We start from the raw sequence: 14,496 nt of genomic DNA, 5'->3' as shown, positions 1-14,496 counted from the left end.
CAACTGGGGTGCACGGCGAAGGCGGGCGGGGCTTCCTGCGCCCATGCGCCGGCGCCGGGTGCGGCTGCAGCGTCCTTGTTGCCACGAACGGCCGGTCACGTCCTAGACGAGTTCCTCGTCGCGGCCGCGGCTGCGACGGCCGCGGGGCCAGCGGCGGTTGACCACGTAGGCGCCGCCCGCCAGGACCACGAGCGCACCGCCCGCGACGCCGAGCGCGGTGCCCATGCCGCCGCCCGGGACCAGGCCGTCCGCCGACGGGTTGTTCTCGTGCGACTGGGCCGGCGAGCCGTGGGGGGAGGTGTCCGCGCTCTTCGGCGGCACCAGCTCACCCACCGGCTTGACCTTCCCGGCCGCGGCGAAGCCCCAGTCGAAGAGGGCGGCGGTCTCCTCGTAGACGGAGTTCGCGCCGCCCGCACCCGGGTTCATCACGGTGACCAGCAGCTTGCGGGAGCCCTGCTGCGCCGCCCCCGTGAAGGTGGAGCCGGCCATGGTCGTGGAGCCGTTCTTCACCCCGGCGATGCCCTTGTAGGGGGAGAGCCCTCCCGCGCCCGTCATCAGCCGGTTGGTGTTCTGGATCTCGAAGTAGTCCCGCGGCTTCCCGGGCTCCTGCAGGCCGGGGAACTTCGCGCTCGCCGTGCCGCAGTACTCCCGGAAGTCCTGCTTCTGCAGTCCGGAGCGGGCGATCAGCGTGAGGTCGTACGCGCTCGACACCTGGTCCGGGGCGTCGTACCCGTCGGGCGAGACCACGTGGGTGTCCAGCGCCTGGAGTTCCTCCGCGTGCGCCTGCATGTCCTTGACGGTCTTCTCGACGCCGCCGTTCATGGCCGAAAGTACGTGCACGGCGTCGTTGCCCGAGCGCAGGAACACCCCCAGCCACAGGTCGTGGACGGAGTACTCGTGGTCCTCCTTGACGCCGACCAGGCTGCTGCCCGGGCCCACGCCGTCCATGTCCCGGTCGGTGACCTTGTGCACCTGGTCCTTGGGCAGGCCCGGCAGCAGGGTGTCCGCGAAGAGCATCTTCATCGTCGAGGCGGGGGGCAGCCGCCAGTGCGCGTTGTACGCCGCCAGGACCTCGCCGGACTCGGCGTCCGCCACGATCCAGGACCGGCCCGTGAGGTTCGTCGGCAGGGCGGGCGCGCCGGGCAGCAGGTTCACCTGCGTCCCCGGCTGGCCGAGCAGCGATCCGCCGACCGTGGACATCGAGGCGGGCGGTGCGGGCGCCGCCGGAGCCTTGGCGGGCCCGCCCTTCCCGTCGGTCGGCGGGGTCGGCGCGGCATGTACGGGAGCCACCAGCATGGTGGGCACCAGCAACGCGGCGGTGAGGACCGTCAGAGCGGTCGTCTTGGCAGACACGCAGGTGAAAGTACATCCCGATGAGCTGGATGGCGTCGCGGACCGGCCATTTCGGCGCAACCAACCCCGGGACAGCCCACCCCGGCGCGTCCGTCCCGGGGACGAAACCGATACTGGGGACATGAAACTCAGCCGTGCCGCTTCCTGGTTCCTGCTCGCCTTCGGAGTGTGGACCTGGTTCATCTGGGTGTCTTTCGTCCGGAACCTGTGGAAGAACGGCAGTGGCCTGGCCTTCGACACGGCGGGTGACCCCACTGCCTACTTCTGGGTCCACCTGACGCTCGCGGTGACGTCCTTTCTCCTGGGGACGGCGGTCGGTGTGATCGGGTTGCGCGGGGTCCTGGCACTGCGGCGTGCGTCACGCTCCGGCGCCGAGGGCGGTGCGGCATGACGATCCTGGTCTTCGCGCTGATCGCACTGGCGGTCTGCGCCCTGCTCGTCGCGGTGCACCGCTGGCTGTGGGTCCGCCTGGTCCGGGACACCACCGCCCCCGGCGGGCCGGCCCGCCGTACCGGCACCGCGTTGGCCATCGCCTTGCCCCTCCTCTCCTTGGCCGCACTGACCGCGGGCCGCGCCGGGGCCCCCTTCTGGCTGCAGCAGACGGTGTCCTGGCCGGGGTACCTGTGGCTCGCGGTGCTCCTGTACCTGACCCTGACGATGCTGGTCGCGGAGCCGATCCGCGCGCTGTTGCTCCGCCGTCTGGCCCACCGCGACCCCTCCGGGGCGGTAGCCGGACCTCCTGCGGAGCAATCCGCAGCCGGCGCCGGGACGGCGACGCCCGCGGCGTCGTCCACCGCCGCCGCTGCCACTGCCGCCGAGGCGGAAGCGGAGGCGGCGGCCGGCGCGGTGCTCGCCGCGGACGGCGCGCCCGGCGAGCCGGCCGCTCCGGCCGCTCCCTCCGCTCCGGCCCCGGGCGGCGGGCTGAGCCGGCGCACCTTCGTCGCGCGCGCGGTGGGCGGGGCGGCCGCCGCGGTTGCCGTCGGCACCGTCGCCAACGGCGCGCACGGAGTGCTGCGCGGGCCGCGCGTGAAGCGCGTCCAGGTCCCCCTGGCCAAACTGCCGCGCGCGGCGCACGGCTTCCGGATCGCCGTCGTCAGCGACGTCCACCTCGGCCCGGTGCTCGGCCGCGCCCACGCCCAGCGCATCGTCGACACGGTCAACCGCACCCAGCCCGACCTCATCGCCATCGTCGGCGACCTCGTCGACGGCAGCGTCCCCGACCTCGGGTCCGCGGCGGAGCCGCTGCGCGGGCTGACCGCCCGCCACGGCTCCTTCTTCGTCACCGGCAACCACGAGTACTTCTCCGGCGCCGAGCAGTGGATCGACCACGTCCGCGAGCTCGGCCTGACCCCGCTGGAGAACGCCCGCCGCGCCCTGCCGCACTTCGACCTCGCCGGGGTCAACGACATCCAGGGGGAGCAGGAGGGGAGCGGCCCCGACTTCCGGGCGGCCCTCGGCGACCGCGACCGTTCGCGGGCCGCCGTGCTCCTCGCCCACCAGCCGGTGGTCATTCACGACGCCGTCCGGCACGGCGTCGACCTCCAGCTCTCCGGCCACACCCACGGCGGCCAGCTCTGGCCGGGCAACTACCTGGCCGAGCTCGCCAACCCCACCGTCGCCGGCCTGGAACGCTACGGCGACACCCAGCTCTACGTCTCCCGCGGGGCGGGCGCCTGGGGCCCGCCGGTCCGGGTGGGCGCACCGTCCGACATCACAGTCGTCGAACTCGCCTCATACCAGGCCTGACCCGCCCCAACCGTCAACTGCCCGTCCCTGAACCGATCTTCCGGTGGCTGATATTCCGTGATGGGATATCCGGTAATCGGACAGCGGGTCGCTGTCTCCGGTACAAGGGGTGGGGTACACGGGATGCGGTCTGTCCGCTGGAAGATCATCGCGGCCGGGCTGGTCCTCGGCACGGCCGGCGTCGCCGCCTGGCAGCTGCTGCCCGAGGACGCCGAGAGCCGCGGCGCCATCCGCGTCGGGACCAGCGACGTGGTGTCCTCGCTCGACCCGGCGGGGGCGTACGACGCGGGTTCCTGGGCCCTGTTCAGCAACGTCTACCAGTCGCTGCTGACCATGAAGCCCGGCTCCGACACCCCGGTGCCCGACGCCGCCTCCTCCTGCGGGTTCGTGGGCCAGAAGCTCACCGTCTACCGGTGCGAGCTCCGACCCGACGTGACGTTCGGCGGCGGCCGCGCGATCACCGCCGAGGACGTCAAGCACTCCTTCGACCGCATCAAGGCGATCAACTCCGACCAGGGGCCGGCGCCGCTGCTCAACACCCTGGAGTCGGTCAAGGCCGAGGGCCGTACGGTCACCTTCAACCTGTCCGCGGGCGACGCCACCTTCCCCTTCAAGATCGCGACGGGTGCCGGCTCGATCGTCGACAAGGACACGTACCCGGCCAAGTCCCTGCGCGAGGACGGCAAGGCCGACGGCTCGGGCCCGTACACGCTGGCCGCCTACAAGGCCGGTACGAGCGCCGAGCTCAAGCCCAACACCTCCTACAAGGGGCAGGGCAGGCCCGCCCGCGCCGCCGTCACGGTCCGGTACTTCAAGGACTCCGACCAGCTAGACCAGGCCTGGAACGGCCGCCAGATCGAGGTCGCCCACCGGGAGATGCCCCCGGCGGTGCTGGCCGGCCTCAACCCGGGCATGAAGGACACCCGTTACCAGGCCTCCGGCGGCAGTGAGATCCGCTCGATCGTCTTCAACGTCCGCCCCGGCTCCGCCGCCGCCCCGCTCGCCGTCCGCCAGGCCGTCGCCGCCGTCCTGGACCGGGCCAAGGTGGCCGGCGACGTCTACCGGGGCACCGTCACCCCGCTGTACTCCCTGGTCCCGGCGGGCATCGCCGGACACAGCACGCCGTTCTTCGACGCCTACCCCGCGCCCGACGGGGCCGCCGCCAAGAAGCTCTTCAAGGACGCGGGGATCAACGGCCCCGTGCAGCTCAGGCTCGGCGTGAACGTGCGCGGCGCGAACATGCCCGAGGCCGAGGAGATCAAGCGGCAGCTGGAGGCCACCGGCCTCTTCCAGGTGACGCTCAAGCCGGTGGAGGAGTGGAACGACTTCCAGAAGGGTTACGCGGCGGGCGAGTTCGACGCCTACACGATCGGGTGGATCGCGGACTTCCCGGACGCGGACAACTTCCTCGCCCCGCTCGTCGGCGCCGACTCCTCCATGAACAACGGCTTCTCGGACAAGCACGTCGACGAGCTGATCACCCGCACCCAGTCCCACTCGGAGCGCTCCGAGGCCGCCACCGAGTTCCGGGACCTGCAGAAGGCGGTCGCCCAGCAGGCCCCGATGGTGCCGATCTGGCAGAAGAAGGACTACGTGATGTCCCGCGAGGCCGTCACCGGTGCCCAGAACCTGTCCGACGGCACCGGCGTCTGGCGCCTGTGGGAACTCAACTGGCTCTAGGCCGTCGGGCCCTGCTCCTGCGGGTGCGGGTCGGAGGCCTTGCGCCGGCCCGCCGCCGTCTGGGCCATGCCCGGCAGGAAGTCCGCGAACAGCTCGTGGACCTCGCGCACCAGCGGGCGCAGCACCCGGAAGCGGGCGAGCACGATGCCCCGCGTCGTGAGCTGCGCGCCGCGCTCGGCGAGCCGGCGCGACTTCTCGCTGTCGGGGGAGCGGTCGAAGACCCAGTAGAGCACCAGGCCCATCTGCGAGAGCCACATCAGCTCCGGCAGCACGTCCGCCAGCTCGGCCGGCACCTTGGTCTTCGCCCCGGCCAGCACCTCGCGGTGGATGTCGATCGCCGCCTGCCGGGCCGGCTCCGACTCCGGTGAGAAGGGGCTGAGCGGACTCTCGGGATCCGCCGCGTTCTTGAAGAACTGCGAGGCGAACTCGTGGTACGGGGCGCCGATGTCCAGCCAGCTGGTCAGCACGCCCGCGAGCCGCTTCTGCAGATCGGTCTCGTTGTCCAGGATGGGCCGGACCGCCGCCTGGTGGGCGGCGCTGATCCGGTCGTAGAACCCCTGGACCAGGTGTTCCTTCGATTCGAAGTAGTAGTAGGCGTTGCCGACCGAGACACCGGCTTCCTTCGCGATGCCCCGCATGGTCGTCTTGTCGAAGCCGCGCTCCTGGAAGAGGCGGAGCGCGGTTTCGAGGATGAGCGTGCGGGTCTGCTCGCTCTTGGGAGCCTTCTGATCAGTCACGGTGTATGAGCCTATCGGGGCACGGAGCACTGGTCGTCACAGGCCGGTCCTTCGGCTCCCCCGACGGCGCCGGGCTCCCCTTCGGTGCGCACGGCCTGCCGCCAGGCGGAGGCCGTGAACATGGCGGCCCGGGCGAACGGGCGGCCGGCCGGCGTCGCCAGCCAGTTCGCCTTCGGCCGGTGTTCGACCAGTGCCCACAGGCACACGATGAAGGCGTCGGTCCCGGTCCACACCTGCCCGGAGTCCCCGACGACGGTGATCTCCCGAAGCGTCGAGGCGTGGTCCAGCCGCGGGAACCGCCGCCGCGCCTCCCAGGACGCGGCGGGGACCAGGGCGATCGGTACGAGGCACCGCTGGGCCAGCAGCCAGTGCCGGATGTGCACGCAGAGCGGGCAGTCGGCGTCGTAGAGGACGGTCAGCCGGTGCACGGCCGCGGTGGGTGCCACGGCTCAGGCCCCGGCCGGCGCGGTCCACCCCTGCGGGGCGACGGGCGGGGTCTGCTGGCGCTCCATGATCCCGCGGCGGCGCATCTTGTTCAGCACCCACACGTTGCCGAGGTGCATGACGCCCAGGACCAGCAGGACGACGCCGAGCTTGACCGAGAGCGCCTCGAAGAGCGCGCGGGCGGTGTCGACCTCCTTGTTCGAGCGCAGGAAGAGGGTCACGAACCCGATGTTCACGAGGTAGAAGCCGACCACGAGGAGCTGGTTGACGGCGTCCGCGAGCTTCTCGTTGCCGTGCAGGACGTCGCCGATGAAGACCCGGCCGTTGCGGCTGAGCGTGCGGGCCACCCAGACGGTGAGACCGATGCTGATGAGCAGGTAGATGACGTATGCGACCACGGTGAGGTCCATCGCCCCAGCCCCCTTGAACGCGTTCAAATGCTGACGTCGATGACTCTAGAACGTTTTTTGAACAAGTTCAAGGCAGTGGTCCGGCGGGTGTGCGCCACCCCGGAAACGCAGACGGGCCCCGGCCGAACGGCCGGGGCCCGCCTGCGTCGCGCCGACGCCTACATGCTCAGCGCACGCGCATGGTTGAGCTGCGACATCACCCAGTGGAAGGTGTTCGCGTCCACGGCCGGAATCATCGTGGAGTGGTGGCGGCCACCGCTGGTCACGGTGACCTGGATGTAGCCCGTGGTGGTCTTCTCCTTCATCAGGAGGAAGAGCAGGCCGAGCAGGCAGAAGAGGAAGAAGACGATCGCCAGCACGATCGCGTGCGGCGGGATCTTCTCCTCGGTGCGCGAGAAGTCGGTCGCGTTCCACATCGCGCCCCTGAGCGGCATCGTGCCCGAGGGAGTGATGATCTGGTCGCCGGCGACGGTGATGTCGCCGAGGGCGAAGCCGGCACCGCCGACGGGGGCGGCGGGGTATCCGCCGGGTACGGACATGCCCGCGCCGATGGTCGGCTGGTAGGCCGGAGCCGCCGGGTACGGCTGGGGGTACCCGTAACTGGCCTCACCGGGCCCCCACTTGTAGTCGCCCTGGCCGGGCGCGCCGGGCTGCCCGCCCTGGCCGGCGGGGTCGCTCGCGTACGGGTTCGGCTGCTGCTCGCTCATGCGGCCGATCCTTCCACAGCGGCCCCCGCCCTGTATCCCGGGTCCCGCAGCCCGGCGGCTCGGCGGGGCCGTTGTCAGTGGCGGCCCCTACCGTCGCAGGCATGGGAATGGTGACCTTCGTCGACGAGACGACCGCCGGAAGCCGTGGCGACGGCTGGGGAATCGAGATCGCCGAGGAGCGGCTCGCACTGCGCGAGCTGATCCGGCGCAGGGTGTTCCAGGAGGTCGCGGAGTACCACGCCAAGCGGCCCGAGGTGTTCCAGGGGCTGGTGCAGCCGGAGGGCGCCGAGCGCACCCTCAACGGGTACGCGCTGCGGACGCCGCGCCGCATCGACCCGGAGAAGCAGACCGAGCTGGCGCTGCGCGCGTTCGAACGCAACGGATTCCTCGTCCTGGTGGGAGACCGTCAGATCACCGAGCTGGACGAGGAGATGGACCTCGCGCTCGGCGTCGAGGTCACCTTCCTCAAGCTCGTCGCGCTCGTGGGCGGCTGACGTGGACGACACCAAGGTCAAGGTCATGGCGGACCGGCTGGTGCGCCGGGTGGTCGACTGCTCCTTCCACCACCCCGCGGTGCGCCAGCGGCTCGGCCAGATCCAGGAGCTCCCGCCCGAGGAGCGGTTCCGGCTGGTCGAGGCGTTCGCCGAGCGTCACCGCCGGGGCAGCGACACCGAGCCGGTGCGACTCAAGCTGCTCACCCTGACCGCGCTGGTCGGCCGGGGCCTGGACGGCCTCCCGCTGGCGGCGGAGCGGGCCGCGCAGCTCGACGCACTCGGCCGCGTCCACTCCTTCTGGTACGGCAACCGCTGCGAGGCTCTCGTCGAAGCGGAGGAGGCCGCCGGCCGCGCACTCTCGCCCGCCGTCATCGCGACCGTCCGGCGCACCGCCGTGGGCGCGTACGCCGACCAGGAGATCGTCCGGTTCGCCGCACGGTTCACCGAGCCCGTGCTCAACGTCGGCGAGGCATGGGCGGAGGCTGCCATGGCGGACGAGCGGCTGCGCGAACTGCTCGCGCACGCCCTGACCGCCCGGGCCGCCAAGCCCTCCGCCACCTGGGACAAGCGCGGCCGGGCGCTCGTGGAGGGCCTCGGGGCCGACACCGTGCGCGCGGCCCTGCTGCCGCTGCTCGCCCTCGTCGGGCGGCCCCGCACCTTCGCCCTGGACCGGGCGGAGTACGAGCCGGACGTCGACCACACCTTCGACCCCTACAACGCCAACGCCCTGCGCGGCCTGGTCTGGCTGCTGGCCCTGGTGCCGGCGCACCCCGACACCGTGCGCGCCCTCGGTGCGCTCGTGGAGACCTCGCTGCGCAAGGTTGCCGGGATCGGCCCGCGCAACCCCAAGGCGGCCAACGCCGCGGTGGGCGCCCTGGCCCGGACGGACGGGGAGGCCGCCCTCGCCGAGCTCGCCCGGCTCGGCACCCGGGTGACCTACCGGGGCACCCTCAAGCTCGTCGACGCGGCGCTCCAGGAGCGGGCCGCCGCGCTCGGGCTGAGCCGTGAGGAGATCGAGGAACTGGCCGTTCCCGCGTACGGCCTCACGCAGGTGGGCACAGCCGCGTTCCGCTTCGACGGGGCCGCCGCGCAGCTCGACGTGCACGGGACCCGGGCCGTACTCGCCTGGCGCAACGCCGCGGGCAAGCAGGTCAAGACCGCGCCCGCCACCGTGCGGCGGGACCACGCCGAGGAGCTGCGCGCGCTCAAGGCCCTGGTCAAGGACATCGAGAAGTCGCTGTCGGCGCAGGCGGAGCGGCTGGACCGGCAGTTCCTGGCCCGCCGCCGCTGGGCGTACGGGCAGTGGCGCGAGCGCTACCTCGACCACCCGCTGGTGGGCACCCTGGCCCGGCGGCTGATCTGGACCGTGGACGGGACGGCCGTGTGCTTCGCCGACGGGGCGCTGCGCACCCTCGCCGGAGCACCGCTCGCGGGCGCCGCCCCCGCCGAGGACGTCACCGAGGACGCCACCGTCGAGCTCTGGCACCCCGTCGGCCGGGAGCCCGCCGAGGTGCTGGCCTGGCGGGAGTGGCTGGAGCGGCACGCCGTGACCCAGCCCTTCAAGCAGGCCCACCGCGAGGTGTACCTGCTGACCGATGCCGAACGCACGACGCGGACGTACTCCAACCGGTTCGCCGCGCACGTCCTGCGCCAGCACCAGTTCAACTCGCTCGCCGCGGCCCGGGGCTGGCACAACAAGCTCCGCCTGTGCGTCGACGACTCCGCCCCGCCCGCCACCCGTGAGCTGCCCCAGTGGGGGCTGCGGGCCGAGTACTGGATCGAGGGCGAGGGCCACGAGTACGGGATCGACACCACCGAGTCGGGGACCTACCTGCGGCTCCACACCGACCAGGTGCGCTTCTATCCGATCGACGCCCCGCCGAACGGGGCGAGCACCTACGGCGGCGGATACGCGATGTGGCGGGTCGACGGACGGCCGGCCGTCGATCCGCTGCCGCTCACGGAGGTGCCGGAGCTGGTGCTGAGCGAGGTGATGCGCGACGTGGACCTGTTCGTGGGCGTGGCCAGCGTCGGCAACGACCCGACCTGGTCCGACGGCGGGCCCGAGGGACGTTTCCGCGACTACTGGACCTCCTACGGCTTCGGCGAGCTGGGCGCGAGCGCCGAGACCCGGCGGGCGCTGCTGGAGCGGCTGGTGCCGAGGCTGGCCGTGGCGGACCGCTGCACGGTCGAGGGCCGCTTCCTGCACGTCCGCGGTGAGCTGCACACGTACAAGATCCACCTGGGCTCGGGGAACATCCTGATGTCGCCGAACGACCAGTACCTGTGCATCGTGCCCGGAGGTTCGGGCGGGGCGGGCGCCGCCGACCCCGGCTACCTGCCCTTCGAGGGCGACCGGACCCTGGCCGTCATCCTCTCCAAGGCGCTGCTCCTCGCGAAGGACACGGAGATCACCGACCCGACGATCACCAGCCAGCTGCGGCGCCGCTGACGGCGCCGCCCGCGACGCACGAGGGCCCCGCCCCCGGAAGAACCGGGGACGGGGCCCTCGTACAGGCAGGGACCCGGAGGTCAGAAGCGGCGCGTGATCAGCGCACGCTTGACTTCCTGGATCGCCTTCGTGACCTCGATGCCGCGCGGGCACGCGTCGGTGCAGTTGAAGGTCGTGCGGCAGCGCCACACGCCGTCCTTGTCGTTCAGGATCTCCAGCCGCTGCTCGCCGGCCTCGTCACGCGAGTCGAAGATGAAGCGGTGCGCGTTGACGATCGCCGCCGGGCCGAAGTACTGGCCGTCGTTCCAGAACACCGGGCACGAGGACGTGCACGCGGCGCACAGGATGCACTTGGTGGTGTCGTCGAAGCGCTCGCGGTCCTCGGCGGACTGCAGGCGCTCGCGCGTCGGCTCGTTGCCCTTGGTGACCAGGAACGGCATGACGTCCCGGTACGCCTGGAAGAAGGGCTCCATGTCGACCACGAGGTCCTTCATCACCGTGAGGCCCTTGATGGCCTCGACGGTGATCGGCTTCTCGGGGTTGATGTCCTTGATCAGCGTCTTGCAGGCGAGCCTGTTCTTGCCGTTGATCCGCATCGCGTCCGAGCCGCAGATGCCGTGCGCGCACGAGCGGCGGAAGGTCAGCGTGCCGTCCAGGTCCCACTTGATCTTGTGGAGACCGTCGAGCACGCGCTCCTTCGGGTCGATCTCGATCTGGAAGTCCTGCCACTGCGACTCGTCCGAGATCTCGGGGTTGAAGCGGCGGATCCGGAAGGTGACCGTGATGTACGGGGAGGCCGCGGCCGCCTCTTCCATCTTGTCCAGGGTGGGGGTAGCCATCAGTACTTACGCTCCATCGGCTGGTAGCGGGTCGTGACGACCGGCTTGTAGTCGAGCCGGACCGAGTCCGAGCCGTCGGCTCCGACCTCGCGGTACGCCATGGTGTGGCGCATGAAGTTGACGTCGTCGCGGTTGGGGTAGTCCTCGCGGTAGTGACCGCCGCGGGACTCCTTGCGCGCGAGGGCGGACACGGCCATGACCTCGGCCAGGTCGAGCAGGTTGCCCAGCTCGATGGCCTCCAGCAGGTCCGTGTTGAAGCGCTTGCCCTTGTCCTGGACGGACACGTTCTTGTAGCGCTCGCGCAGCTCCGCGATCTTCTCGACCGCGGTCTTGATGGTCTGCTCCGTGCGGAACACCATCACGTTCGCGTCCATCGTCTCCTGGAGCTCCAGGCGCAGGTCGGCGACCCGCTCCTTGCCCGTGGAGTTGCGCAGGTGCTCGACGAGGTCGACGACCTGCTGCGCCGGGTTCTCCGGGAGCTCGACGAAGTCGTTCTCCTGCGAGTACTTGGCGGCGGCGATGCCGGAGCGCTTGCCGAAGACGTTGATGTCCAGCAGCGAGTTGGTGCCCAGGCGGTTCGCGCCGTGCACCGACACGCACGCGACCTCGCCGGCCGCGTACAGGCCCGGGACGACGGTGGTGTTGTCCGACAGGACCTCACCCTCGACGTTGGTCGGGATGCCGCCCATGGCGTAGTGCGCGGTGGGCTGGATCGGGATCGGGTCCGTGTACGGCTCGATGCCCAGGTAGGTGCGCGCGAACTCGGTGATGTCCGGGAGCTTCGCGTCGAGCTGCTCCGGCGGGAGGTGCGTCAGGTCCAGGTACACGTGGTCACCGGCCGGACCGCAGCCGCGGCCCTCACGGATCTCGGTGTAGATGGAGCGCGAGACGACGTCACGGGACGCGAGGTCCTTCATGACCGGCGCGTACTTCTCCATGAAGCGCTCGCCGTCCTTGTTGCGGAGGATGCCGCCCTCACCGCGGGCGCCCTCCGTCAGCAGGATGCCCATGCGCCAGATGCCCGTCGGGTGGAACTGGAAGAACTCCATGTCCTCCAGCGGCAGGCCGCGGCGGTAGCAGGCCGCCTGGCCGTCACCCGTGAGGGTGTGCGCGTTGGAGGTCACCTTGAAGAACTTGCCGGTGCCGCCGGAGGCGTAGATGACGGCCTTCGCCTGGAACACGTGGATCTCGCCGGTGGCGAGCTCGTACGCGACCACACCGGCCGACTTCTTGACGCCGTCCTCCTCGACCAGGAGCTGGTCCAGGACGTAGAACTCGTTGAAGAACTCCACGCCCTCCTTGACGCAGTTCTGGTACAGCGTCTGGAGGATCATGTGACCGGTGCGGTCCGCGGCGTAGCAGGACCGGCGGACCGGCGCCTCGCCGTGGTTGCGCGAGTGGCCGCCGAAGCGGCGCTGGTCGATGGTGCCGTCCGGGGTGCGGTTGAACGGCAGGCCCATCTTCTCCAGGTCGAGGACCGCGTCGATGGCCTCCTTCGCCAGGATCTCGGCGGCGTCCTGGTCGACCAGGTAGTCACCGCCCTTGACCGTGTCGAAGGTGTGCCACTCCCAGTTGTCCTCCTCCACGTTCGCCAGCGCGGCGGCCATGCCGCCCTGCGCGGCGCCCGTGTGGGAGCGGGTGGGGTAGAGCTTCGTCAGCACCGCGGTGCGGCTGCGCTTCGTCGACTCGATGGCGGCGCGCATGCCGGCGCCACCGGCGCCGACGATGACGGTGTCGTACTTGTGGATCTTCATTGGTTTCGCCTCAGCCCCGTTGCCTAGCGGATGTTCGGGTCGAAGGTGAAGATCACCAGCGTGCCCAGAAGGATGGTGAACACCGTGGCGGTGTAGAGCAGGCCCTTCAGCCACAGCCGCGTGTTGGCACGCTCCGCGTAGTCGTTGATGACGGTACGCAGGCCGTTCGAGCCGTGCAGCATCGCCAGCCACAGCATCAGCAGGTCCCAGACCTGCCAGAACGGGGACGCCCAGCGGCCGGCCACGAAGGCGAAGCCGATCTTGGAGACGCCGCCGTCGAGCACCAGCTGGATCAGCAGGTGGCCGATGACGAGGACGACGAGCACGATGCCCGAGAGGCGCATGAAGAGCCACGCGACCATCTCGAAGTTGCCGCGGGTCGAGCGGGGCGTCTTGCCCGTGCGCTTGCGCGGGGCCTCGATGTACGGCGCGGGGTTGTCGACGTCGTAGAGGGAAACACCCTCCACGTCGCCGATGACCTTGGCGGAAGAAGTGTCAGAGGACATGCGCGTCACTTCCCGAACAGTTCGAGGTAGGCGTGGCCGAGCACGGGGTAGAGAGCCCCGACCATCAGCACGACCCAGATGCCCACGACCCACCAGAGCATCGTCTTCTGGTGGCGCGGGCCCTTGGACCAGAAGTCCACGGCGATGACACGGAGACCGTTGAGCGCGTGGAACAGGATGGCGGCGACGAGGCCGTACTCCAGCAGCGCGACGATCGGAGTCTTATAGGTAGCCACGACATCGTCGTACGCCTCGGGGGAGACGCGGACGAGAGCGGTGTCGAGGACGTGTACGAACAGGAAGAAGAAGATGAGGACGCCGGTGACTCGATGAGCCACCCAGGACCACATTCCTTCCCGGCCGCGGTACAACGTTCCAGCCGGCACGGAAAACCCTCCGGAAGCGGGGCGGGGGCCAGCCGGCTTCTTTGTCGGTCGGGCCCGGCCGGGTACGGTCCACCGGCCCCGGACATCGTAGCGACGAGTTGTCGGTTCCCTCGCGCGGGGTCCGGCTGTGTGATCAAACAGGCACGTACGGGCTATCCCACAGGGGCGAATAGCCCGATTTCAGCCGCAGACGCCCCGTCGGAGCGAGTCAGTCGGCGCGTCAGGTCCAGCAGCCGGGACTGCGCGACGCGGCGCAGCTCGTCCGCGGAGATCGAGCGCTCCTCGTCCACCTCGTGCCCCATCCTGCGGCGGATCGCCCCCAGCAGCTGGTCGGCCCGCTCCTCCGGCGGGTGCCCGTCCAGGCAGATCACGAAGGCGTGGCCGAACTTGCGTTCGTACTCCGCGTGGGCGGCGTCGAGCGCCAGCAGCGCGGCGTACGGCGCCCCGTGGCCCAGTTCCGCCGAGTGCTCCGCGGCCAGCGCCTCGGTCAGGTCGGCCTGCGAGAGGTCGTACGAGGCCTCGTCGGCGGCGGCGAGCAGGGCCCCGGCGTCGGGGTAGGGGCGGTGCGTCGCCACCCGGTGCGCCCAGCGGCGGCTTCCGCAGCACTGCAGGAGGGCTGCCCGGGCGGCCTCGGGGGACAGGACGTTGAACCGCGTCAGTCCGGGGCCGTGGGAGGGGTCGGAGCAGCCGCGGGCCTGTGCCGGAAGGTGGCTGGACAGCGGGGGGCTCCTCGGGGCGTGGCGCGGGTGTGCCGCAACGCTATCGACGCAGGGCAGGGTGTGTCGTACCCATGCGGGGATTTCACCCGGAAGTGAGCCGAAAGGATGACGTGAGCGCGACGGGCAGGCATGGTGGGATGCCCGAAAGGGGGAGGGCGACCGAGGCCGCCACCCCCCACAGGAGAGGCCCCGGCCGCCATCCGTCACGGGCTCGTGCGACAAGCCCGTACCCCTGTCAGCGCCTCGGGTGCGTTTTGTGTCACACCTCG

15 protein-coding genes are annotated in these 14,496 nt (G+C 71.0%); 5 read left to right on the top strand and 10 right to left on the bottom strand.

Features of this window, described 5'->3' with window-relative positions; translation table 11 throughout:
* Positions 1-102: 102 nt before the first annotated feature.
* Entirely contained in the window at positions 103-1,353 is a 1,251-nt protein-coding gene (locus AB0O53_RS35775) for a D-alanyl-D-alanine carboxypeptidase family protein (protein WP_351001641.1), read from the bottom strand.
* Between the two features lie 121 nt (positions 1,354-1,474).
* Between AB0O53_RS35775 and AB0O53_RS35770 the strand changes: the two genes are divergently transcribed.
* The 3 genes from AB0O53_RS35770 to AB0O53_RS35760 all read left to right on the top strand — a co-directional run bounded on the left by AB0O53_RS35770 (position 1,475) and on the right by AB0O53_RS35760 (position 4,779).
* Positions 1,475-1,744, top strand: a complete 270-nt coding sequence (locus AB0O53_RS35770) for an SCO4848 family membrane protein (RefSeq protein WP_351001639.1) — start codon at positions 1,475-1,477, stop codon at positions 1,742-1,744.
* 5 nt (positions 1,745-1,749) lie between these two features.
* Positions 1,750-3,099, top strand: a complete 1,350-nt coding sequence (locus AB0O53_RS35765; RefSeq protein WP_365201226.1) for a metallophosphoesterase — start codon at positions 1,750-1,752, stop codon at positions 3,097-3,099.
* A 123-nt stretch (positions 3,100-3,222) separates the two neighbouring features.
* Positions 3,223-4,779, top strand: a complete 1,557-nt coding sequence (locus AB0O53_RS35760; RefSeq protein WP_365201220.1) for an ABC transporter substrate-binding protein — start codon at positions 3,223-3,225, stop codon at positions 4,777-4,779.
* Here the strand turns inward: AB0O53_RS35760 and AB0O53_RS35755 are convergent.
* From AB0O53_RS35755 to AB0O53_RS35740, 4 genes are all read right to left on the bottom strand, one after another.
* Positions 4,776-5,516 (bottom strand): TetR family transcriptional regulator, encoded by a 741-nt coding sequence (locus AB0O53_RS35755; RefSeq protein ID WP_365201218.1) that lies wholly within the window; start codon positions 5,514-5,516, stop codon positions 4,776-4,778. The two genes, AB0O53_RS35760 and AB0O53_RS35755, sit on opposite strands and share 4 nt — an antisense overlap.
* Positions 5,517-5,527: 11 nt before the next feature.
* Entirely contained in the window at positions 5,528-5,962 is a 435-nt protein-coding gene (locus AB0O53_RS35750; protein WP_351001633.1) for a thiol-disulfide oxidoreductase DCC family protein, read from the bottom strand.
* Positions 5,963-5,965: 3 nt separating this feature from the next.
* Positions 5,966-6,370, bottom strand: a complete 405-nt coding sequence (locus tag AB0O53_RS35745) for a hypothetical protein (protein ID WP_351001632.1) — start codon at positions 6,368-6,370, stop codon at positions 5,966-5,968.
* Between the two features lie 158 nt (positions 6,371-6,528).
* Positions 6,529-7,077, bottom strand: coding sequence for a hypothetical protein (locus AB0O53_RS35740; RefSeq protein ID WP_351001630.1), 549 nt, complete (start codon positions 7,075-7,077; stop codon positions 6,529-6,531).
* Positions 7,078-7,178: 101 nt separating this feature from the next.
* Between AB0O53_RS35740 and AB0O53_RS35735 the strand changes: the two genes are divergently transcribed.
* Complete coding sequence (locus AB0O53_RS35735) at positions 7,179-7,571, top strand: hypothetical protein (protein WP_351001629.1); 393 nt, start codon at positions 7,179-7,181, stop codon at positions 7,569-7,571.
* A 1-nt stretch (position 7,572) separates the two neighbouring features.
* Positions 7,573-10,023: a DUF4132 domain-containing protein gene (locus tag AB0O53_RS35730; protein WP_351001627.1), complete on the top strand. Its 2,451-nt coding sequence runs from the start codon at positions 7,573-7,575 to the stop codon at positions 10,021-10,023.
* Positions 10,024-10,103: 80 nt separating this feature from the next.
* On the opposite strand, the gene AB0O53_RS35725 is transcribed toward AB0O53_RS35730, so the two are convergent.
* The 5 genes from AB0O53_RS35725 to AB0O53_RS35705 all read right to left on the bottom strand — a co-directional run bounded on the left by AB0O53_RS35725 (position 10,104) and on the right by AB0O53_RS35705 (position 14,227).
* Positions 10,104-10,862: a succinate dehydrogenase iron-sulfur subunit gene (locus tag AB0O53_RS35725; RefSeq protein WP_030663937.1), complete on the bottom strand. Its 759-nt coding sequence runs from the start codon at positions 10,860-10,862 to the stop codon at positions 10,104-10,106.
* Positions 10,862-12,616, bottom strand: coding sequence for a succinate dehydrogenase flavoprotein subunit (gene sdhA, locus AB0O53_RS35720; protein ID WP_351001625.1), 1,755 nt, complete (start codon positions 12,614-12,616; stop codon positions 10,862-10,864). Before sdhA ends, AB0O53_RS35725 begins: the two co-directional genes overlap by 1 nt.
* Before the next feature lie 23 nt (positions 12,617-12,639).
* Positions 12,640-13,122, bottom strand: a complete 483-nt coding sequence (locus AB0O53_RS35715; RefSeq protein ID WP_351001623.1) for a succinate dehydrogenase hydrophobic membrane anchor subunit — start codon at positions 13,120-13,122, stop codon at positions 12,640-12,642.
* 5 nt (positions 13,123-13,127) lie between these two features.
* Positions 13,128-13,508 carry a succinate dehydrogenase, cytochrome b556 subunit gene (gene sdhC, locus AB0O53_RS35710; RefSeq protein ID WP_075970878.1) on the bottom strand — a complete coding sequence of 127 codons (381 nt, stop codon included), beginning with the start codon at positions 13,506-13,508 and terminating at the stop codon, positions 13,128-13,130.
* 152 nt (positions 13,509-13,660) lie between these two features.
* Positions 13,661-14,227 carry a 2-oxo-4-hydroxy-4-carboxy-5-ureidoimidazoline decarboxylase gene (locus AB0O53_RS35705; RefSeq protein ID WP_351001652.1) on the bottom strand — a complete coding sequence of 189 codons (567 nt, stop codon included), beginning with the start codon at positions 14,225-14,227 and terminating at the stop codon, positions 13,661-13,663.
* Between the last annotated feature and the right edge of the window lie 269 nt (positions 14,228-14,496).

Origin of the sequence: Streptomyces erythrochromogenes (assembly GCF_040684695.1) — a bacterium.
Taxonomy (GTDB): domain Bacteria; phylum Actinomycetota; class Actinomycetes; order Streptomycetales; family Streptomycetaceae; genus Streptomyces; species Streptomyces erythrochromogenes_C.
This window is presented reverse-complemented; position numbering and strand designations above follow the sequence as displayed.

Excerpts from the sequence above, each read along its gene's own strand:
- AB0O53_RS35770 (WP_351001639.1), top strand. The coding sequence starts at position 1,475 with ATGAAACTCAGCCGTGCCGCTTCCTGGTTCCTGCTCGCCTTCGGAGTG.
- AB0O53_RS35760 (WP_365201220.1), top strand. The coding sequence starts at position 3,223 with ATGCGGTCTGTCCGCTGGAAGATCATCGCGGCCGGGCTGGTCCTCGGC.
- AB0O53_RS35745 (WP_351001632.1), bottom strand. The coding sequence starts at position 6,370 with ATGGACCTCACCGTGGTCGCATACGTCATCTACCTGCTCATCAGCATC.
- AB0O53_RS35740 (WP_351001630.1), bottom strand. The coding sequence starts at position 7,077 with ATGAGCGAGCAGCAGCCGAACCCGTACGCGAGCGACCCCGCCGGCCAG.
- AB0O53_RS35735 (WP_351001629.1), top strand. The coding sequence starts at position 7,179 with ATGGGAATGGTGACCTTCGTCGACGAGACGACCGCCGGAAGCCGTGGC.
- AB0O53_RS35725 (WP_030663937.1), bottom strand. The coding sequence starts at position 10,862 with ATGGCTACCCCCACCCTGGACAAGATGGAAGAGGCGGCCGCGGCCTCC.
- sdhA (WP_351001625.1), bottom strand. The coding sequence starts at position 12,616 with ATGAAGATCCACAAGTACGACACCGTCATCGTCGGCGCCGGTGGCGCC.
- AB0O53_RS35715 (WP_351001623.1), bottom strand. The coding sequence starts at position 13,122 with ATGTCCTCTGACACTTCTTCCGCCAAGGTCATCGGCGACGTGGAGGGT.